Origin of the sequence: Streptomyces sp. NBC_01803 (genome assembly GCF_035917415.1) — a bacterium.
Classification (GTDB): domain Bacteria; phylum Actinomycetota; class Actinomycetes; order Streptomycetales; family Streptomycetaceae; genus Streptomyces.
Window position 1 is genome coordinate 537,635 of record NZ_CP109073.1, and the last position, 19,833, is coordinate 557,467.

Genomic DNA, 19,833 nt, shown 5'->3' on the forward strand with positions numbered 1-19,833 from the left:
CCGGCCACCGGCCCGCCGGTCAACCGGCCTGCTCGCCGGCGAGCAGCTCCCGCAGTTCGCGGACGGCCTCCCGGAGCTGCTCGGCGAAGGTGAACATCTGCTCGGCCACCGTGAGCGGCGTGCTCAGGTAGAGGTTGAACCGGTCGGGCAGCAGCACATAGGCGACGCCGATGCACTTGCTGCTGGTCGAACCGAAGCCGAAGTACTGGATGTTGACGGACGGCGCCGAGCTCGTGCTCAGGTAGTCGTCGCGCATGACGGTCCAGCCCGGCGTCTCGTACAGCGGCAGCGGCTCGGTGACGCCCAGCTCGGCGCCGCGCCGCTTCTGGATGAGCTGGAGCTCCCACAGGTGCTGCTCGGGCACCTTGCCCGCCTGGCACTCCTTGGCGCGCGCCACGTGCTTCTCGGCGGCGGCCCGGAACGCGGCCCGCTTGGTGGCGGTGTCCGCCGCGGGGTCCTGCATGGCGGCCACGAAGTCCAGCACCTCGGGCGTCACCACGCGCATGGCCTCGGTGCGCCCGCGCCGCCAGTGGCGGGTGGCGATGGACTCGTAGGTGGCGCCGGTGATGCCCTTGGCCCGCTTGTGGGCAAGCTGGTAGGCCATCTGCACGAAGGCGTCCGGCGATATCTTCAGCTGCTTGGCCCGCGCCTGGCCGAAGTCCTCGAACGACACGGTGGCGGTCGCGGTCGCGGCCCCGTAGGCGGCGAAGGCGTCGGCGGCGGCCTGGACGTCGGCGCGCAGCGCGTCGTCGAGGACGAACTCGATGGGCTCGACGGCGGGCAGGCCCTGGGACCTGGCGCCCGAGAGCTCCGACTGCTCCTCGGCGGGCGTGCCCAGCAGCGCGTCCACGAAGCTGAGGATGGTGGTGCCGTCCAGGCCGCAGTGCTCGACGTTGATGCCCGCCCGGCCGTCCTCGAAGACGATCAGGGACACGGCCTTGTCGAACCACCGGTTGCCGCTGTCACCGTGGAGCAGGTGGTCGCACGCCTCCAGGGTGTCCCCCGGGGCGAAGTCCTCCAGGCAGACGCAGAACAGCGCGGTCTCGACGTCGTCCAGCGCGGCGGCGTTGGCCGGGGCGGCGGCGAGCAGCGCCTGCCGGCTGGCCGCCCACTCGGCGCGGGCCTTGGTGGTCAGGTGCCCGACCGAGGTGCCCGTCGCGGCGCGCTCGGCGCCGGACTTGACGACGGCGCGCAGTCCCGCGGCGAGGTCCTCCAGCGTGTGGGGCGTGCCGTCCGGGCCCTGCACGTCCAGGCGGAACATGTTCCCCCGGAAGAAGACCACGATGTGCCGGGCCCGCGACGGGCCGGGCCACTCGTCCGTGTAGGGGAGGCGGACGGTGTCCTGCTCGGCGCCGGGGATGCGGGTGGCCGAGAAGAGGTACTTGTTCTGCTCCATCGACAGCGGCTGGCCGCGCTGGACGATGGGCGGGACGCTCTCCTCGTCGAGCTGGAGCTTGTAGTGGAGGGCCGCCGCGATGAGGCCGGCCGCCCGGTCGATCTGTCCCTGGTCGGAATCCTTGAAGAGGAAGAAGAAGTTGGCGTTGAGCGCGATGCGGTCGCGGCGGCCCAGGTAGCGGGACGGCCAGAAGGTGTCCAGCCAGCTGTGCGTGCCCTCGGCGGCGTCGAACCGCTCCAGCGCGGCGTGCAGGGTGCGCGCGGGGCCGTCCGGCTGGAGGAACGAGGCGACCGCGCTCTCGGTCTCCGCCAGCTCCTCCGGAGTCAGCAGCGGCGAGCACCACTCGATGAACCGCTCACAGCTTTCCTCCAGCGTCGGCAGGGGCACCCGCGGCAGACTGTCCTCATTGCCGAAGGTGCGCGCGGACGGCTCTTGACTAGTGTTCAATTTCAGCCTCGTTGTGGGTGGTATGAGGGACCTGGTCGATCGCTCGTCGGCGGCGAGGTCGAAGACCTCACCACCGCTCGTTCCCCGTGGCCGGGAGATGTAGAGCTGAGCGTAGAGCCAGCCGTCGGTTTCCAGATGCCGGGGATCCACTCCGACGGTGGACAGCGTGTCCAGGACGAGTGCGTGCTCCTCGGCGGAGGCGAACCGCCGCTGCCTGAATACCCGTTCGAGCCGAACGGTTTCGTATCCCGCCTCGCCGAGGGTGTCGGCGATCGACTCGAATGGGAACATCCGCAGCACGAAGTGCGCCATCCACGGCTTGCGTTCGCCGAAGGCACCGAGGACCCGGGAGACGGTCTTGTCGGTGACATAGCCGATGCAGCCGGTGGAGACGACGAGATCGGCCTCGGCGAACTGTTCGCGCTGCCGGTCGGTGGGCTCATCCGCCTCCAGATCGGCGTGCACGGTGGTGTCGAGGAAACCGGCCGACAGGGCGTAGGAGAGGGCGGGGAGCGAGGTGTCCAGACCCGTGAACCGGGCGTATGCCGGGCGTCGACGGGTGCGGAGCAGCTCCAGGTCACGGCCGAGCAGCGCGCCGCGGGTGCGCTCGGCGGCCTCGGGGGTGCCGTAGCGCTCGTAGAGCTCGTCCATGGTCGCGTCGCATTTCAGCAGCGCCGCGTTGATGCCGTAGGAGGAGCCGATGTCCAGGACGGTGGGGGTCGTCACTCCCCGGGATTCCCGGTAACGCTCGATGAGGTCCGCGAAATAGGGCTTGGCGAGCTGGGGAATGCAGTAGTCGAGTTCCCGCAGCGTCGAGAAATAGGCGCGGGGATCGGGCTGCGTATAGATGTGGTCGAGCTGTATTTTTCCGGTCGCGTCGAAATCCACGGGGCGCACTCCTCCTGGATCAGAGAGTGGGGGGTCGAAGGGCGGCGGTTTCTCGTTCGCCGATCGGTTCTCTAATCCAGCAGTTGGTCGACTCGTACGGCGTTTTTCTCGGCCGCGATGTGTTCGGGAAGGACGCGGCCGAACAGCTGCTTGGTCCGCGCGACGCTGCCGATGACTCCGGGGCGCTCGCTGTAGGCGAAAATCGCCGAATGCCGGGCCCGGGTGCCCTTCACGGTGCTGACGTGGTGCAGCGCGTAACGGCCCTTGAAGAGCTGGAGGTCGCCGGGGCGCAGGCTGAGGCGGCGGACGAGGTGCCCGCCGGAGCCGGTGAGGACCGCGCGGACGTCGCCGAAGTTCTCCGCCCGTGCCGACCGGATGTTCGGACAGTACTCGAAGACCCCGCCGTCCTCCGGCTCCTGGGTGAGCATGCTGACCGTGAACTCGTTGGTGTCGAAGTGCCAGGGGTGCTCCATACCCGGCCTGACCACGTTGAGGACCAGGCCGGACAGGGGGTCGCCGAGCTCGTGGAGGGCGGGCAGCTCGAAGCAGTCGGCGATGAGGCGCTTGAACGGCTCGCTGGTGTAGAGCCGGTGGATGATGGCGCCGGCCGGGACGCGGTCGCGGGCGACGAAGGCGTTGCCGCGCAGGGTGGTGAGGCGGCCGGGGTGGTCCTTGGGGAGCGGTGTGGCGATGTCGATGTTGTAGGCGTTGACCGTTTCGATGTCGTCATGCGCGAGTGGGGCGATTTCTGCGCATTCCCGCCGCAATGTGTCCTGAAGGACGGGGCGAATGAAGTCGGGCAGAACGCTGCATCCCGAACTCCGCAGTTCCCGCCGGGTCCGGGAAACCACGGACTTCCACTCGGCGCTTTCCGGGTCGGACAGGGGATATCGGTCGGTGTCGACCACCTGTTCCGCCGTCCGGACTTCCGCTGTGCTCATGAGGATCCTCTCCACGTGCCGGCTCATCGCACCGGGCCGGGGGTCCCAGCCGACTCGGCGATCCCAGTCATCCGCGCCGATGCGGGGCAAGCGGCGAAGTTGAAAGGGATTTAGCACATTTATGGCCCTCAACTCATCGCCGCTAAGCCATTTGTGACACACACCACTGAGGTGTGGAGGGAGAGGCCGAGGACCCCGGCCGGAGTCATGGCTGGACGGCCACGGCGGTGCGGCCGGTGGCGGCGGCGACGCGGCGCAGCCAGGTCTCGGTGTCGGCCAGGCGGACGATCGTGGTGCCGAAGTCGAACAGGACGGCCGTCAGCGGCGGGACGGGCTCGGCCATCTGCCGGGCGGTGGGCCGGTAGGCACCGGGAATGTCGACGAGTCCGTGGTTCATGACGTGCCTTCCGGGCCGGTGACGGTCTCCACGGCGACGCCGAGACCGTCGAGGGCCGCGATCGCGTGTGCGTGGCGCTTCTCTCATTACTCCGGGCCGGGAGCCTCCCCGAACAGTCCCCGCAGGGTGGCGACGTTCGCCTCGGTGATCCGCCACAGCTCCCGCTGCCGGTCCCGCACGTCCGCGACCGCCGCCGCGTGGTCGTCCAGCATGGCCACCGCCCGCTCGGTCAGCCGGGAAGCCAGCGCGCGGTCGTGCACGGCGACGCCCCACTCCGAGCGGTCGATGTCGGACAGGAAGTACGCCAGCTTGGGGTGGGAGACCAGGCTGATGATCGGCGTGCCGCAGCCGAACGGGATCATCCCGGCGTGCCCGCGCATGCCGATCACCAGCTTCGCGCGCCGGAAGACCTCCCGGATCTCGTCGTTGGCGCGCTCGTACAGCGGCTCGACGGGCAGCGTCAGCCCGTGCTCGCGGCGCAGGTCGTGGACGAACCGCTCGTCGGTGGGCATGTGCGCCGCGTACCGGACGTCGGCGTGCCCGCGCAGGGCGCGCAGCGCGGTGGCCATCTGGGCGAGGAAGTGCCCGTAGTCGTGGCCGAAGCGCAGGCCCGCGCGGTCGTAGGCGCAGTTGACCAGGACGGTGTCCTCGCGCCGCTCCGGGTCCCGCCAGCCGGGCACCAGCCGCCGGGTGACCGTGGTCGGGCACGGCTGGTAGAGCACCCGGTCGCGCAGCGCCTCGGGCAGCAGCTCCCTGACCCGCTCGACGGAGCCGCGGTTGCGCAGCCCGAAGAACGCGGAGCGCTCGACCAGGACGCGCAGGCTCTCCGCGAACCGCTCCCGCCGGTAGGTCTGCCCGTCGAAGATGTTGTAGCCGACCGCGAAGACGGCCAGCGGCACGGCGATCCGGGCGAGGACCGCGTCCGGCACGTTCCACTGCCAGGTGCTGTTGCCGTTGGGCGCGGTGTCCGGGAGGAACAGCCCGCCGCCGCCGACCACGACGCCGCGCCCGGCGTTGACCCGCTCCAGCGCGGCCTCGTCGAAGAGGCGGTGCACGTGGACGGAGTCCCAGCGGTCCGGCCCGGTGTCGGGGCCGAAGCACATCCGTACCGCCTCGGGCAGCACCTTGTCGCCCGCGTTCTCGCGCCCGTCGGCGAAGAGCGCGACGTGCGCGAGCCGGCCCTCCGCGCCGTCGTGCCCGGCCGGCCGCGCAGTCCGCTCATACCAGGCGCGGCAGGTGCTGTCCGTGGGGTCGGCGTCCAGGCCCTGCCGCGCGTAGGCGCGGGCGGCGTCGTCCGCGCCGCGCAACCACGCCAGGCGGGCGAGCTGCGCGAAGGCCCGGGCGGCGAGGTCGGGCGCGGCGGTGGCCAGCAGCAGATGCGCCTCGGCCTCGTCGTAGCGGGACATCGCCATCAGCGAGACACCCAGGGTCTGGTGGCACCGGGGCCGGTCCACGGCGGTCCCGACGACGGGCGCGAGGACGTCGACGGCCTCCTCGTAACGGCCCTGCTGCCGGTGCACCTCGGCGACCGCGCGGGCCAGGTCCACGCCGGGCCGCTCGCGCAGCAGCGGCCCGGCGCAGTGCAGCAGCAGATCGGGGTGCTTGGCCCCGGGCAGCGCGCAGTACGCGGCGCGGAACGCCGCGTCGTCCAGCTCGAACCGGCGCCTGGCCGCCTCGGCGGGCGCGAACCCGGGCTGCCGCTCCGGCTGGTGCGCGAAGCGGAGGATCACGGCGGTGTCCGGCACGGGCGTGTCGTCGAACAGACGGCTCGCCAGGAAGTCGTACCGGCCGTCGATCCGTTCCAGCACCCCGTCCAGGGCGTCGTCCAGCGGACCGGAGCGGAGGCGGGCACGCACCACCTCGTCGAGCGCGTCACGCTGGATGACGAGCAGCCCGTCGTCCAGCACGACCCGCCGCCCCTTGGCCTGGTCGTCGGCGGGCAACGGCTGCGGGACCGCGCCGACGCCGACGCGCGTCCGCAGCAGCTCACCGATATCGCCGAGGATCACCATGCCTGGGTCCAGCGCGATGACGGTGTCGTAGTCCGGCAGCGAGAAGACCCCGGCCCGGCCGCGCGCGTCGGCCCGCCGCTCCCGCAGGCGCGGGTGGAGGCGGCGGGCGGCGTCGAGGGCGTCGTCCGGCAGGCCGGGGTGGAGGAGGACGAAGTCCTCGCAGACCTCCGGATTGGTCAGGGCCAGGCTGCGCAGCAGCGTCAGCAGCCCGGGCAGCTGTTCCTCATCGGTGTGGCAGGCGAACGCGATGCGGCGCTTGCCGGTCACGGCTCGTCTGTCGTCCGGTGTCTGTGTCATCGCGGTCTGTGTCATCGCGGTCTGTGTCATCGCAGCGCGATCCTCGTCCCGGTGCCGCCGTTCACGTCCTTCGCGTGGGCCACGACCCACTCCCGCTCCCGTGGTCGCAGCTCGCCCGGCCGGCCGAGGCCGAAGAGGTCGATACGGGGGCTGGCGTCGAGGAAGTCCAGCAGCCGGATCACGGCGAACGCGGTGCTGCCGCCGTCCGCCTCGCCGCCGTCCCCGACGAGGGACGGGTCGCGCACGGGCCGGCGCAGGGTCGCGTCCCCGAAGTGGCGCTGCGCGCCCGGCACCAGACGGCGGCGCAGCGCCTTGCGCCAGGCGTCGGCGGACTCGCCGAAGACGAGCCGGACACCGGCCGGACGCCGCCACGCCGGGCCCTCCCACGGGGTCGCGCCCCGGACGGACACCGCGTGCACGTCGGCGCGGCCGTCCGGCTCCCCGCCCTCGTACCGCACCACCAGGTCGTAGGCGTGGAGCCCGGCGCTCGGCTCGGCGCCGGGCGCGACGACGCAGACGGTGCGGCCGGCGATCAGGCTCCGGAAGCCGGAGACGTCGATGGGTTCGCCCGCGCCGAGCAGCGGATCGGGCATCCGGCCCTCGGCGGTCAGCCGCCGGTAGGCCGCGTAGAGCGCGACGAGCCGCCGCACCTCGGGGTCGCCCGCGCCGCTCTTCGTGACGGCGGCCTCGACATGGGCGGCGAAGTCGGCCCCGGCCTCGGCGGCGGGCCGGGCGAAGGCCCCGGCGAGGCCCGCCCCGTTCAGGCAGGCGCGGATCTCCCGCAGCGCGGTCAGCCGCCGCTCGATCACGTCGCCGCCCGCCGCGTCCCGCCGCAGCGCGAGGTGCTGCTCGTAGGCGGCGACCGCGTCCCCGTTCCGGCCGAGGGCCTCGGCGGTGAGCCCCCGCAGCCGCCACGCGCCCTGCGACCGGGCGCGGAGTGCGATCGCGGTGTCCGCGAGGGCCAGGGCGAGCCGCAGCTCGCGCTCACCGCCCGCTTCGAGGGCGCGGTTGCCGGTGGCGAGCAGCGCGTCGAACGTCTCCCCCGGCCCGGCCGTGAGCAGCGCGCCGACGGCGGCGGCCAGCCGTTCGTCGGGCAGCCCCGCGAGATATTCGGCGCAGCCGCGCACCGCCCGCGCCGTCAGCTCCTCGTGCCGCGCGGCGTTCCCGCGCCGCCCGCCGAGCAGCCCGGACAACGCCTTTGTCGCCTTCGCCATGCCGTTGAGCTCCACCGTTCCGAGACAGGAGGCCGACTGTGCCCCACGGCGGACCACCGTGGGGAACATCGAAATGTATGCCCGGTGAACTGTGCTCGTCGGGACACTGAGCGCGACGTACTAGCCGGGGAGCCCGGCCGCGTCCCGGGCCGCGCGGAGCACGTCGAGGAGCATGTCGGGGGTGAGCAGCCCGGTGAACGTGTTGCGCTGACTGACGTGATAGCACCCGAAGAGACCCAGCCCGCCGAGGTCGACCCGGACCCCGTGCCCGAACGCCGGGCGCGGCCGGGGCACGTCCCACCCCGCCGCCGCCAGCGCGGGCAGCGCGGCCTGCCAGCCGAACCCGCCGAGGACCACCACGGAGCGGAGGTGGGGCCGCAGCAGCCGCAGCTCGTTCAGCAGCCAGGGCCGGCACGCGTCGCGCTCGGCGGGCGTCGGCTTGTTGGCGGGCGGCGCGCAGTGCACGGGCGAGGTCACGCGCACCCCGCGCAGCACCAGCCCGTCGTCGCGGGAGGTGGCGGTCGGCCGGCTGGCGAGTCCGACGGCGTGCAGGGCCGCGTAGAGCACGTCACCGGAACGGTCCCCGGTGAACATCCGCCCGGTGCGGTTCCCGCCGTGCGCCGCCGGGGCGAGCCCGATCACGAGCATGCGCGCGTCGGCGGGCCCGAACCCGGGCACCGGCCTCCCCCAGTACTCCCAGGACGCGAACGCGGGCCGCCGCACCCGCGCGACCTCCTCCCGCCACGCGACGAGCCGCGAACAGGCCCGACAGGCGGCCACCCGCTCATCGAGCACGGCGAGGTCCCCCGCCGTGCCTCCGCCCCGGACCGGATCCGTCGCCCTCATCGGTCCATGGTGCCCGACCGCTCACGCGGGTGGCCGGTGAGGACCTCACGGATCACGTGCCGCGCGGTGGCGGCCATCGCCGGGTTGGTGTCGCGGTAGTACCGCAGCTCCATGAGCGCGATGGACAGCGCCCAGCCGCGCCCCCGGGACCAGGTGGCGTCATCGGTCCCCAGGGCCGCGCGGAAGACGCCGCGCGCGTGGGCGGGCAGCAGGTACCAGGCCGCGATCAGGTCCACGGCGGGATCGCCCAGGCCCAGGCACCCGAAGTCGATGACGGCGCTGAGCCGTCCACCGGCGATCAGCACATTGCCGGGTTGCAGATCGGCGTGCAGCCAGACGGCCGGACCGGACCGGGCGGGGGCGCGCAGGGCCGCGTCCCAGGCAAGGGTCGCCGCGTCGGCGTCGACGGTCCCGCGCAGCGCCTCGATGGCGGCGCGGGTCGCGGCGTCGCGCGTGGCCAGGGCTTCGCCGCGATAGGAGGAAGGCCCGTCCGCGGGATCGATCCGGTGCAACGCGGTGACGAAGGCCGCCAGGTCGCGGGCGAACGAGGCGGGATCCGGGACGCGGCCGATGGCCGGGTTCTCGCCCTCCAGCCAGCGGTAGACGGACCACGGCCAGGGATAGCCCCCGGCGGGCGTTCCCCTGCCCAGCGGGGTGGGAACGGCCACCGGAAGCGCCGGGGCGAGCCGTGGCAACCACCGGTGCTCCCGCTCCACATCGCGCGCGGCCCCCGGGGTCCGGGGCAGGCGCACCACCATGTCCGTGCCCAGCCGGTACATGGCGTTGGACGTACCGACCGAGTCGACCGCGACGACGGGAAGCTCCGCCCATCGCGTGAACTGGGCGCCGAGCAACCGGCGGACCAGAGCCGGGTCGGTCCGCACCTCGTCGGCGTGCATGGTGCGAGCGCGCATAACCATCGATGCAACGGGACCGGCTCGCCGGCCGTCAACCCCTCTATCCATGATCCGTACGGCGGCTACGGCGGCCACCCCCCGGCGCCGGGCCGTTCCCCGCTACCGAGCGCGCATCGTCCGCGACAGCGTGCGGCGCGCGGGCGCGCTTCGAGCAAGCCGCGGGGTCGCGCGCACCGGGTCAGGCCGCTCTGATCACGACGGACGGCCCCGACGCTCCGCCCGTCACAGATCCGCCCGTCACAGATCCGCCCGTCACAGATGAGTACGCGCGACGATGAGCGCCGGGCCGCTGGTTCGGACCAGGGCGTCGACGCTTTGTCCGAATCCGGCACCCGCGCCGGGGCGGCGCAGTGAGAACGGCCACCCGCTATTGAGCGATGCTTAAATCATGGCTAGCCTCACTGCCGAACACACCCCCTCCAGGCAAGGGAGCCTGTCGTGAGCTCGCTCTTCTCCGTCGCCGGCAAGACCGCCCTGGTCACCGGCGGCTCCCGTGGCATCGGCCTGATGATCGCGCGCGGCCTGGTCGAGGCCGGGGCCAAGGTCTACGTCAGCTCCCGCAAGGCGGAGGCATGTGAGGAGGCCGTGGCCGAACTGTCCAAGTCGGGCGAGGCCGTCGCCCTGCCCGCCGACCTCTCCCGCGAGGAGGAGGTCCACCGGCTCGCCGAGGAGATCGGCGGCCGGGAGGAGGCGCTGCACATCCTGGTCAACAACGCCGGCGCCACCTGGGGCGCGCCGCTGGACAGCTTCCCGGTCAGCGGCTGGGACAAGGTGATGGACCTCAACCTGCGCAGCCCGTTCCTGCTCACCCAGGCGCTGCTGCCCCGCCTGCGGGCCGCCGGGTCGCTGGAGGACCCGGCGCGGATCATCAACGTCGGCTCCATCGACGGCCTGCACGTCAGCCCGCTGCCCGCCTACTCGTACGCGGCCAGCAAGGCGGGCCTGCACCACCTGACCCGGGTGCTGGCGAAGGAGCTGGGCCCGCAGGGCGTCACGGTGAACGCGATCGCGCCCGGCCCGTTCGAGTCGAAGATGATGGCCGCGACGCTGGACGCGTTCGGCGACGAGATCGCGGCGGCGGCGCCGTTGCAGCGGATCGGGCGGCCCGACGACATGGCGGGCGTCGCGGTCTACCTCGCCAGCCGGGCCGGCGCCTACGTGACCGGGGCCGTCATCCCCGTAGACGGCGGCCTGGGCACCACGGTCTGAGCGGCACGTCCACGAACTCCCCACGAACGACGCCCCGTTGACTCGGGGCCGGCGGGTCCGGGGCCGCGTGTACGCTGAGCCGGACGTCACCCCTCCCCGGCCGGTCGCCTGCCCGCCTCGACTCGGGCGAGGCGGCAGCAAGGAAGCGACATGTCCCGATCCCCTGAAGTCGGCTCGCAGGCCCCCGACTTCACCGTGCCCGGCCTGGTCCTGAGCGGCGATGGCGAGGCCCGGCGCGGCGATTACACGCTCTCCGGGCCCGGGCACCGGGGCACCCCGCTGGTGCTGGTCTTCTACCCGGGCGACGACACCCCGGTGTGCACCAAGCAACTGTGCGCCTACACCTCGGAGTTGGACCGCTTCAAAGCGGTGAACGCCACCGTCTGGGGGATCAGTCCACAAGGGCTGGACAGTCACGAGAGGTTCGCCAGGCGGCACTCGCTGGGCTTCCCGCTGCTCGCCGACACCGACCGCGCGGTGGCGCGGGCCTACGGCGTGGCCGTGCCCGGACTCGGCCTGCGCCGCTCGGTGTTCATCCTCGACGCGGACGGCATCGTGCGCTGGAAGCACGTCGCGGTGCTCGGCCTGACCTTCCAGGCCGTGGACACCCTCACCGAGCACCTCGCGACGGTCACCACGGGCGGCCAGGCCCGCGACTGACGGAGATGCCCGCTGCCCGCCCGATCGGGTCCCGCCCGTGCTCGCCGGGGTGCGCGGCGACAAGTCGCTGCGGGTCGCCGGACGCGCCGCCGACGGCACGATCCTGGCCGAGCCTGTGACACCGGAGTACCTGGCCCTCGCCCGGGAGCGGATCGCCCGGCCGAAGGGCCCGCGAACGTCCGGGGGTGTCCGCACGTCCCGTTGTGGCCGGCGCAGGCGAACTTCGCCGAGCCCGTCACGGGCCGCCCACGATGGAGCCGCGTCCCGCCATCGCCGAGCTCGGCCAGGACCTCGCCCCGCGCGCGCCGCGACCCGGCTCAGGGCGGGGCCGCCGAGGGCGGCCCTCCCGGCGGCGAGCCGGGGAGGCCGCCCTCTCTCATCTCAGCGTCTCTGTGCTTCCGCGAATGGTCCCCTCCCCGTCCGATCGCGGACACGACGGGAATTCCGGCCGGAGGGCACACCGCCCCCGGAATAACCGAGCCGGAAAAAACCGAACCGGAGAAACCCAACCGGAAGAGCCGCACCGGGAGAACCGCGTTCCACGCTTTCCGCCGCGCGCCCGTCGCCGTCCCGGTCCTGAAGGATTTCCTGTCATCTCGGTCCCATCCTGCCGATACCCGTCTGGCCCCCATGCGCGGCTTCCGCCTTCAACCGACAAACCCATGTGAATGGGATCGCGTTGATCGCGGAGGCGGGGCAAAGGAGCGGGGCCGGCGGATCGCGGGACAGCTTTCAGCACGACACCATTCCGGATGAGCCGCGCGACGATCCGGCGGCCATCGGCCACGGACGCAGACGTGGAACGCCGGACGCCGGACGCCGGACGCCGGGACCGGAAGCGTGTTCAGCGCGTCGCAGTGATCACCGCCGCCGTGTCCAGTCCCAGCCGGGCCATGACCTCGGCGTGGTCGCCGCCCTCCGACGGCCAGTCCCGTCCCGCGTTGACCCCGGTCACCACCCGCTCCGGCATCAGCAGGGCCAGCGCCTCGGCCGCGCCGCCCTGCGCCCGGTGCTCCTCTACCACCACGAACCGCCGGTGCGCGGCAGCCAGTTGGGCGGCGGCCAGAGTCAGGTGCTCGTGGTCCAGATAGCACAGGTGAGCGTGGCCGAGGCCCGGCTCGCGCTGCCGCGCCTCCAGACACATGCGGGTGGCCTCCTCCCCCACCGACACCAGACAGACCGCGTCCGCTCCCGCCCGGTGGTCCCAGACCACGGGCGGCACCCGCTCCCCCGCGCCCGCCCGCGAGCCCGGCAACGCGCGGTAGGCGGCGTTGCGGCCGGTGCGGACGTAGTGCGGGCGGCCGGAGACAGCGGCGTACTCGATGACCGCCCGCATCTCCTCCTCGCCGTAGGGCGCGGCGATCACCACGCCCGGGATGGCGCGCAGCACCGCGACGTCCTCCAGGCAGTGGTGCGTGGTGCCGAACCAGGCGCCGGAGACGCCCGCGTACGGCGCGACCACGGTGACGCCCGCGCCCAGATAGCCCAGCGTCAGCTTCAGGCTCTCGGCAGCCCGCAGTGCGGCGAACGGCGCGAAGGTGCTCAGGAACGGCTTGTAGCCCGCCGCCGCGAGCCCCGCCGCCATGTCGACCATCGTCGCCTCGGCGATGCCCAGGTTGAAGAAGCGGTCCGGATGCCGTTCGGCGAACGGGTGCCGCCGCCCGCCGAGGTCCGCCTCGAAGCAGAGAATGCGGTCGTCGGTCTCGGCGAGCCCGGTCAGCGTCTCGCGGTAGACATCCCGCCCCGAGGCAGTCACCGGATCACCCGCTTCCACTTCTCGGCGCGGGCCCGGTCGATGGTCACGTAGTGCGCCGCCGCCTTGCCCTCCACCGCCGGAACGCCCTTGCCCTTGACCGTGGCGGCCACCACCGCGAGCGGCCGGGTGGCCCCGGACCGGTCACCGTCAAGGACCTCGGCGAGCGCGGCCGGGTCGTGGCCGTCCACCTCGGCGGTCTCGAAGCCGAACGCGGCGAACCGCTCGGCCAGCCGGGGCAGCGGCGAGATGTCGGCGACCAGCCCGTCGTTCTGGCCGCCGTTGCGGTCCACGACCAGCACGAACGTGCCGAGCCCGCGTGCCGCCGCGACCTGGCAGGTCTCCCACACCAGGCCCTCCTGGAGCTCGCCGTCGCCCGCGATCGCGATGCCGAGGCCGGGCCGTCCAGCCAGCCGGCGGGCCATCGCCCAGCCGGCGGCGTAGGGCACACCGTGACCGAGGCTGCCGGTCGGGAAGATCACGCCCGGCACCTTGGGCCCGGGGTGGCCGGTGTACGGGTGGCCGGCCTGCCCGTAGTGGGGAGCCGGGTTCTCCGCCAGCACGCCGGTCACGTGCAGCGCCGCGTAGAGCGCGGCAGCGGCGTGGCCCTTGCTGAGCACCACCTCCGTGCCGTCGCCGCGATCGGCGCGGTCCAGTGCGGCGATCAGGATGTCCAGCACGGACAGGCTGCCGCCGAGGTGGCAGCCGCGCGGGCTCGCGGCCATGTCGACCACGAGCCGCCGGGCCCGGGTGGCGCGCTCGGCGAGGAGCCGGGCGCGGGTGTCCGCGCGTTGGGGGGCCACGGTCATGACGCGCCGTCGCCCAGGCCGAACCAGGTGGCGACGGCGTCGGCCAGCACGTCCCGCGCGGTGCGGAACTCGGCGGCGCCGAGCCGTTCGGTATCCGTGTGGTCGAGCGCCGAGTCGCCGGGGCCGTAGGCGACCATCGGCACCCCGCGCCAGGTGGTGGCGAGTGTGTTCATGTCGGAGGTGCCCTTCTTGACGACGAACCGGGGTCTGATCCCGGCCCGGCCGAACGCCCGGGTGAACGCCTTGACCAGCGGCGAGGCACGGCCGCCCGCGAAGCCGGGGGTGGCGCGCAGGATCTCGACGCCCAGGCCGGGGCCGGCACCGTTCCGCAGGGCGGTCGCGCGCAGCTCGTCCAGGTCGGCGCCGGGCGGGACGCGGAAGTTGAGCACGGCGACGGCCCGGTTCTCCTCGCGTCCCGGCTGGGACGCGAGGTCGATGACGGCGCTGAGCGCGTCCGGTGCCGCCTTGAGCACGGCCTCGCGGATCGCGTCCAGTGCCCGGATCAGGGCGTCCGGCGCGGACACCGCGCCCATGCCCGCCGAGTGCCCGCTGCCGACGGAGGCGGTGACACGCAGCTTGAACAGGCCGAAATAGCCCAGGGTCAGCTTGCGGGCGCCGCTGGGCTCGCCGACGACGACGGCGTCGGCCGGGTAGTGGTCGCGGACGTGGAAGGCGCCCCGGGAGGAGGAGATCTCCTCCTCGACGGCGCCGACGACGCGCAACTGTCCATCAGCGGGGACGTCGGCCGCGGCCAGCACGGAGAGGAACGCGGCCAGGCTGCCCTTGGCGTCCACGGCGCCGCGCCCGGTCAGCTCGCCGGACGTGTCCCAGGCGGCCGGCCAGTGGAACGGCACGGTGTCCAGATGGCCGAGCAGGAGCAGGCGGCGCGGGCCGGTGCCGCGCGTGGCGACGAGGTTGCCCACGGCGTCGATTTCCGCGTCGATGCCACGCTCCCAGCACCAGCCCAGGAGGTAGGCGGCCAGCTCACGCTCGTCGCCGGAGACGGAGGGGATCGACACGGCCCGGGTGAGCAGCGTCAGATCGGCGTCCGGATCCGCGTCGGGAGCCGGGGGCGTGGTGCGCCAGAAGCGGGTCCAGCCCGCCGGGTCGGCCAGGGTGTGCGGGCCGGTGATGGCGACATCGGCGCTGCCGGCGAGCGCCAGCTCGGCGGCGCGCACCTTCTGCCGCATGCGCCCGCCCGCGTATGCCGCGCCCTCGCCCGGCCCCAGGTCGCGCAGGGTCGAGGCGGGGTCGGCCGGGTCGGCGAGCAGGCCGGCGGTGCCGGTGACCAACCGCAGGTGGTCGGCGCCGAGGGCGCGGGCGAGCACGGCGGCGAGGACGTCGGCGTCCACGTTCAGCGGTGTCCCGCCGTCCGGGTCGCGCACGGGCGGCGAGAGGCAGACGACGTCGTAGGCGTCGAGCAGCACGCGCAGCCGGGCGGTGTCGACGTCCGTGGGGACGCCGGCCCGGTGGTCGCGGACGACGCGGTTGCGTCCACCGTTCCCGTTCCCGGCCCCGTCCCCGTTCCCGTTCCCGTTCCCGTCCCCGGGGGCCAGGACGCGCAGCGGCCGGTTGGCGCGGCCGGTGACCAGGCCGCCGTGGGCGGCGACGGCGGTGAACGCGGAGCGGCCGTGGGCGGCGAGGGCGGACTCGGCCCGCGGCAGCGTCACCTGTTCGTAGGCGGCGACCAGGTGCGGCATCTCCTCGGGCGGGCAGTACCGGACGGTGTCCCCGTTCGGCAGGCGGAGCTCGGGCACGGGCCGGCCGGCGGCGCGGTAGTGGCGCTCGATGCCGGTGGCGCCGCCGGCCACCAGCAGGACGCGGGCGCCCCGGGCCACCAGGTCGCTCAGCTCGGCGAAGATGGTGCCCCGGTCGAGTGTGGCGCTGCCGGCCTTGACGACGTGGAGCGGTTTCACGGCGCCACCGCCGTCCACGGCAGGCCGGTGGTCTCGTCCAGGCCGGCCAGCAGGTTCATCGCCTGGATCGCCTGCCCGGCCGCGCCCTTGACAAGGTTGTCGAGGGCGGCGACGGTGACGATCTCGTCGCCGCGCACGCCGACGGCGACCTCGGCCACGTTGGAGCCGACGACGGCCTTGAGCATCGGGTAGTCCAGCGGCGTCTTCGGCGAGGGCCGCACACGCACGAACGGGCGGCCCGCGTAGGCGCGGACGAAGGAACGTTTCACCCCGAGCGGGGTGACGCCCGGACGGAGCTGCGCGTAGCCGGTGACGACGATGCCGCGCGGCACGTCCAGGCTGTACGTGGAGAACCGCAGGCCGGGCCGGGCGCCGGTGAAGTCGGACAGCGCCTGCCGGATCTCCGGCAGGTGCCGGTGCCCGAACGGCTTGTGGACCCGGAAGTTGCCCGCGCGCTCCGCCGGGTGCTCGGCGGTGCGGCGCCCGGCGCCCGTGGAGCCGGTCTTGGCGTCGAGCACGACGCGCGGCTCCACCAGCCGGTCCGCGAACAGCGGGAACAGCGCGTAGAGCGAGGCGACGGCCATGCAGCCGGGCAGGTTGACGAAGCGGCCCTCGGGCGGCGCGCCGGACAGCTCGGGCACGTAGTACGAGAAGCTCTCCGCGCCCCGGGCGGGGGCGCCGACCGAGGCGGGGTAGTGGGCGCGCACCTCGGCCTCGTCGCGCAGCCGGAAGTCCCCGGCAAGGTTGAGGACGCGCTTGGCCCGCTCGGCGACCCGCGGCAGCACCACGGGGAGCGTGCCGGAGGGCAGGCAGCAGAACGCCACGTCGACGTCGACCAGCTCCTCCAGCGAGCGCAGTCGCAACCCGCTCGCGGCCGGGTGGTTGCGCAGCCAGGGGTGGACGGTGCCGACCGGGACGCCGGGGTGGCGCTGGGAGGACGCGAAGGCGATCTCGGCGGCGGGGTGGTCGAGGAGCAGCCGGATCAGCTCGCCGCCGGTGTAGCCGCTGGCGCCGATGACGGCCGCTCTGATGGTGTCAGCCAAGGCGGGCCGCCTTCTCGTAGGGCCGCCGGTAGTCACGGCCGGCGACGAGCTTGCGGATCGCGTCCGGGCGGCGGGCCACCTTGCGGAAGGCGTCGGCGTACCGCAGCGCCCGCTCGTACTCGACCGGGGAGCGCAGCTCGCGGCAGAGGACCAGGGTCCGCTCCAGCATCCGCGCGGTGACCGGGAAGTCCTCGGGCCGGTGGTCGCGCACGGCGCCGGGGTTAAGGGTGAACGGGTAGCCGTTGCCGAAGCCGGCGCGGTGCCGGAACGGGAGGTGGCAGGGGATCGGGGTGTTCTGCCACTCGCGGGCCGGGACGCCCTCAGCGACGAGCAGCTCGTGCACGGCCTCCTTGACCGCGTGCACGGGCAGGTCGTCGAGTCCGGCGGCCTCGGGGACCAGGGTGACGCGGTACATGTTGTAGGCGTGGGTGTGCCCTTGGGGCACGTGCGGTGGCCGGAACAGGCCCGTCTCCGCCAGTGCCTCGCCGAGCAGAGCGGCGTTGCGGGCCCGGACCCGGTCGTAATAGGGCAGGCGCTTGAGCTGGCTGGCGCCGAAGGCGGCGGCGATCCACGACATCCGGTAGTCGATGCCGTGCCGTTCGGTGTACTCCTCGGCCCGCGTGCGGGCCTCGTCGGTGGCGAAGAAGGCGATGCCGCCCTCACCGCCGAGCGGGAAGTTCTTGTCGGCCATCAGGCTCTGGCCGGCGGTGTCGCCGAGCGAGCCGGCGACCGCGTCGCCGATCCGCGCGGAATGGGCATGGGAGGCGTCCTCGACCAGGGCGAGGCCGTGCCGGTCGCACAGCGCGCGCAGCGCGGGCACGTCGGCGGGCAGCCCGTGCACGTGGACGGGCATCAGGGCGCGGGTCCGGTCGGTGACGGCCGCGGCGGCGGCCTCTGGGTGCACGCACCAGGTGTCGGGGTCGATGTCCACGAAGACCGGGACGGCGTGCGCGGCGACGACCGCCTGGGCGGTGGCGATGAAGGTGAAGGCGGGCACGATCACCTCGTCGCCCGGCCGCACGCCCGCGCCGATCAGCGCCAGGTGGAGGCTCGACGTCCCGCTGGAGGTGGGCAGCGCGTGGGCGGCGCCGACGTAGGCGCGGTACGCCTCGGCGAAGTCCCCGACGACCTTCTCGGGGGACTGGCGCTGGGCCAGCAGCATGCCGAAGACGTCCTCCTTGGTGATGACCGGGAAGACGGTGCGCCGTGCCTCCCGGGGGATCATCGCCTCGCCGCCCAGCCCGGCGAGTTCGGCGGTGACGTCGGCGGCGGCGGGCAGGGGCAGCGGGCTCGCGGGGAAATCACTGATCATCGTGTCGCTCCGGTGGGGGCGGGGGCCTCGTCGGCACGGGTCAGCGCCATCCGCGCGCAGGCGGCGACCAGGGGGCTGAGCCGGTAGTTGAACTGGACGCCGGGCACCAGCTCCGGGTCCGCCTCCTCCTGGGTCCACATGGTCCGCAGGTCGTGGGCGCCGAAGATCTTCAGCCGCTCGGCGCGGGCCCAGGCCCGCTCGTCGTCGGTGAGCACCGCGGCGGCCGGGCCGAAGCCGAGGCCGGTGAGGTCCACGACGAGCGCGGGGGCGGTGGAGCGCGCGGCCAGGGCGGCCAGCCGGCCGGCGTTGTCGGGGGTGAGGGCGAGCTGGTCGAACGCGGCGGGGCCGTCGGTTCGCACGGAGACGCCGAGCCAGGCGACGAACGCGCGGGTGGGCGCGTCGAGGCCGGGGTGGGTGATCTCGTCGCCGTGGCCGGCGCCGAGGCCGACCAGCGCGGCGTGCACGGCGGCGGTGCGGCTGTTGACCAGGACGGCCTTGCGACGCCCGGTGCGCTTGGTGAGCAGGCGTTCCAGGCCGGGCAGTTCGCGGTCGCTCTTCTCGATGCTCATGACCACGCCGGTGGTCATGACCCGGGCGAGCACGAGCGCGGTGTCGAACGAAGCCATGGGGGTCCTCGGGGGTGGGGGGCCTCGGGGGGTCCTCGGGGTGGGTGGGCTCAGGCGGCGAGGGGAGCGGGGCCGCGGTGGGCTCGGTCGGCCAGGTAGTCGGCGAGCAGCTCGGCGACGGGGACGCCGTGCCGGGCGGCGGAACGGGCGAACTCGGGGTTGGCGTTGACCTCCAGCACCTTCAGCTCGCCGGTCCTGGCGTCCTCAATCAGGTCGACGCCGTAGAAGCCGTCGCCGAGCACGTCGACCGCCCGCGCGCACAGCCGCTCGACGGCGGGTGTCACCTCGACGCGGCGGACGCGCGCGCCGAGGTGGGTGTTGGTCCGCCAGTCGTCAGAGGCCCGTTCGATGGCGACGACGGGCGTGCGGCCGACGACCACCACCCGCAGGTCGTGGCCGGGCTTGTCCACGTACTCCTGGACCAGGACGGGGAAGGACCGGCCCGCGGCGTCGACGGACTCCCGGCCGCCGATCCACGCCTCGACGCCGTCCCGGTCGGGGAGGAGCGTGACGCCCCGGCCCCAGGAGCCGCTGACCGGCTTGACGACGACGGGCCCGCCGGCCTCGGTGGCCAGCTCGCGGACCTGTTCGACGCTGAAGGCGTGGCGGGACGCGGGGTGCGGCACGCCGTGCCGGGCGAACAGCAGCGCCTGGAGGCCCTTGTCGTTGCAGATCTCGATGGCGGCGGCGCTGTTGACCGCCGGGATGCCCGCGTGTTCCAGCCGGCGGGCGACGGAGGCGGCCTCCGCGTGCGACAGGTTGCGGACGAGCGCCAGGTCGGGGGGGTCCTGGCGGTCCGACAACACGGCGGCGAGGTCGGGCCGCAGGGCGGGCTCCGCGCGTAGACCTCGGGCCCGGAACGCCGCCAGCAGCGCCTTCTCCTCCGGCCGCAGCATCGTCACCGACAGCAGGACCCTGGGCTCGGTCACTCGCCCCAGTCCTCTTCCAGCTCGGGCGCCAGCTCCACGCGGACCGCGCCGGCTCCCAGCTCGATCACCTCGTGCTCCTGGCCGCAGCCGAGGCACTCGATGATCTCCCCCTTTTCCCAGTCATCGGCCACCTCGAAAGCGGTGTCGCACACGAGGCACTGTGGCGCGGGAATGATCGTGGTCATCTTGCTTCCCCATTTCCGTGGCAATCTGCGGGTGGA

17 protein-coding genes are annotated in these 19,833 nt (G+C 73.7%); 2 read left to right on the forward strand and 15 right to left on the reverse strand.

The annotated features are described in order from the left end of the window. Positions 1-19: 19 nt before the first annotated feature. The 7 genes from OIE51_RS02235 to OIE51_RS02265 form a co-directional block, all read right to left on the reverse strand. On the reverse strand, positions 20-2,731 hold the full coding sequence (locus OIE51_RS02235; RefSeq protein ID WP_326595082.1) for a choline/carnitine O-acyltransferase: 2,712 nt from the start codon (positions 2,729-2,731) through the stop codon (positions 20-22). A gap of 71 nt (positions 2,732-2,802) precedes the next feature. Further along, positions 2,803-3,672: a HalD/BesD family halogenase gene (locus OIE51_RS02240; RefSeq protein WP_326595083.1), complete on the reverse strand. Its 870-nt coding sequence runs from the start codon at positions 3,670-3,672 to the stop codon at positions 2,803-2,805. Between the two features lie 205 nt (positions 3,673-3,877). Continuing rightward, complete coding sequence (locus OIE51_RS02245) at positions 3,878-4,069, reverse strand: hypothetical protein (RefSeq protein ID WP_326595085.1); 192 nt, start codon at positions 4,067-4,069, stop codon at positions 3,878-3,880. 86 nt (positions 4,070-4,155) lie between these two features. After that, positions 4,156-6,378 (reverse strand): polysaccharide pyruvyl transferase family protein, encoded by a 2,223-nt coding sequence (locus tag OIE51_RS02250; RefSeq protein WP_326595087.1) that lies wholly within the window; start codon positions 6,376-6,378, stop codon positions 4,156-4,158. A 26-nt stretch (positions 6,379-6,404) separates the two neighbouring features. Beyond that, positions 6,405-7,592: a hypothetical protein gene (locus OIE51_RS02255; RefSeq protein ID WP_326595089.1), complete on the reverse strand. Its 1,188-nt coding sequence runs from the start codon at positions 7,590-7,592 to the stop codon at positions 6,405-6,407. Between the two features lie 120 nt (positions 7,593-7,712). Then, complete coding sequence (locus OIE51_RS02260) at positions 7,713-8,438, reverse strand: uracil-DNA glycosylase (RefSeq protein WP_326595091.1); 726 nt, start codon at positions 8,436-8,438, stop codon at positions 7,713-7,715. Next, positions 8,435-9,352 (reverse strand): aminoglycoside phosphotransferase family protein, encoded by a 918-nt coding sequence (locus OIE51_RS02265; RefSeq protein ID WP_326600464.1) that lies wholly within the window; start codon positions 9,350-9,352, stop codon positions 8,435-8,437. The genes OIE51_RS02260 and OIE51_RS02265 overlap by 4 nt, the downstream gene beginning before the upstream one ends. Before the next feature lie 441 nt (positions 9,353-9,793). Here OIE51_RS02265 and OIE51_RS02270 point away from each other — a divergent pair, with 441 nt between their 5' ends. Continuing rightward, on the forward strand, positions 9,794-10,564 hold the full coding sequence (locus OIE51_RS02270; RefSeq protein WP_326595092.1) for an SDR family oxidoreductase: 771 nt from the start codon (positions 9,794-9,796) through the stop codon (positions 10,562-10,564). Between the two features lie 150 nt (positions 10,565-10,714). Beyond that, entirely contained in the window at positions 10,715-11,224 is a 510-nt protein-coding gene (locus tag OIE51_RS02275; protein ID WP_326595094.1) for a peroxiredoxin, read from the forward strand. Positions 11,225-12,068: 844 nt separating this feature from the next. Here OIE51_RS02275 and OIE51_RS02285 read toward each other — a convergent pair. From OIE51_RS02285 to OIE51_RS02320, 8 genes are read right to left on the reverse strand one after another with little or no spacing between them, the layout of a single operon-like run. Then, entirely contained in the window at positions 12,069-12,980 is a 912-nt protein-coding gene (locus OIE51_RS02285; RefSeq protein ID WP_326595096.1) for a transketolase family protein, read from the reverse strand. Then, entirely contained in the window at positions 12,977-13,786 is an 810-nt protein-coding gene (locus OIE51_RS02290) for a thiamine pyrophosphate-dependent enzyme (protein WP_326595098.1), read from the reverse strand. Before OIE51_RS02290 ends, OIE51_RS02285 begins: the two co-directional genes overlap by 4 nt. Next, on the reverse strand, positions 13,783-15,702 hold the full coding sequence (locus OIE51_RS02295; RefSeq protein WP_326595100.1) for a M20/M25/M40 family metallo-hydrolase: 1,920 nt from the start codon (positions 15,700-15,702) through the stop codon (positions 13,783-13,785). Before OIE51_RS02295 ends, OIE51_RS02290 begins: the two co-directional genes overlap by 4 nt. After that, positions 15,699-16,745, reverse strand: coding sequence for an N-acetyl-gamma-glutamyl-phosphate reductase (gene argC, locus OIE51_RS02300; RefSeq protein WP_326595102.1), 1,047 nt, complete (start codon positions 16,743-16,745; stop codon positions 15,699-15,701). Before argC ends, OIE51_RS02295 begins: the two co-directional genes overlap by 4 nt. After that, positions 16,738-18,057 (reverse strand): aminotransferase class I/II-fold pyridoxal phosphate-dependent enzyme, encoded by a 1,320-nt coding sequence (locus OIE51_RS02305; RefSeq protein ID WP_326595104.1) that lies wholly within the window; start codon positions 18,055-18,057, stop codon positions 16,738-16,740. Before OIE51_RS02305 ends, argC begins: the two co-directional genes overlap by 8 nt. Beyond that, complete coding sequence (locus OIE51_RS02310; RefSeq protein WP_326595106.1) at positions 18,054-18,683, reverse strand: degT/DnrJ/EryC1/StrS aminotransferase; 630 nt, start codon at positions 18,681-18,683, stop codon at positions 18,054-18,056. Before OIE51_RS02310 ends, OIE51_RS02305 begins: the two co-directional genes overlap by 4 nt. A 50-nt stretch (positions 18,684-18,733) precedes the next feature. Further along, positions 18,734-19,612, reverse strand: a complete 879-nt coding sequence (locus OIE51_RS02315) for a RimK family alpha-L-glutamate ligase (RefSeq protein ID WP_326595107.1) — start codon at positions 19,610-19,612, stop codon at positions 18,734-18,736. Continuing rightward, positions 19,609-19,797 (reverse strand): lysine biosynthesis protein LysW, encoded by a 189-nt coding sequence (locus tag OIE51_RS02320; RefSeq protein ID WP_326595108.1) that lies wholly within the window; start codon positions 19,795-19,797, stop codon positions 19,609-19,611. The genes OIE51_RS02315 and OIE51_RS02320 overlap by 4 nt, the downstream gene beginning before the upstream one ends. Positions 19,798-19,833 lie beyond the last annotated feature (36 nt).

Bases quoted from the DNA above. Each gene is read 5' to 3' on its own strand.
- OIE51_RS02275 (WP_326595094.1), top strand. From the start codon at position 10,715: ATGTCCCGATCCCCTGAAGTCGGCTCGCAGGCCCCCGACTTCACCGTG.
- OIE51_RS02255 (WP_326595089.1), bottom strand. From the start codon at position 7,592: ATGGCGAAGGCGACAAAGGCGTTGTCCGGGCTGCTCGGCGGGCGGCGC.
- OIE51_RS02305 (WP_326595104.1), bottom strand. From the start codon at position 18,057: ATGATCAGTGATTTCCCCGCGAGCCCGCTGCCCCTGCCCGCCGCCGCC.
- OIE51_RS02240 (WP_326595083.1), bottom strand. From the start codon at position 3,672: ATGAGCACAGCGGAAGTCCGGACGGCGGAACAGGTGGTCGACACCGAC.
- OIE51_RS02265 (WP_326600464.1), bottom strand. From the start codon at position 9,352: ATGCGCGCTCGCACCATGCACGCCGACGAGGTGCGGACCGACCCGGCT.
- OIE51_RS02320 (WP_326595108.1), bottom strand. From the start codon at position 19,797: ATGACCACGATCATTCCCGCGCCACAGTGCCTCGTGTGCGACACCGCT.
- OIE51_RS02290 (WP_326595098.1), bottom strand. From the start codon at position 13,786: ATGACCGTGGCCCCCCAACGCGCGGACACCCGCGCCCGGCTCCTCGCC.
- OIE51_RS02310 (WP_326595106.1), bottom strand. From the start codon at position 18,683: ATGGCTTCGTTCGACACCGCGCTCGTGCTCGCCCGGGTCATGACCACC.
- OIE51_RS02250 (WP_326595087.1), bottom strand. From the start codon at position 6,378: ATGACACAGACACCGGACGACAGACGAGCCGTGACCGGCAAGCGCCGC.
- OIE51_RS02245 (WP_326595085.1), bottom strand. From the start codon at position 4,069: ATGAACCACGGACTCGTCGACATTCCCGGTGCCTACCGGCCCACCGCC.
- OIE51_RS02260 (WP_326595091.1), bottom strand. From the start codon at position 8,438: ATGAGGGCGACGGATCCGGTCCGGGGCGGAGGCACGGCGGGGGACCTC.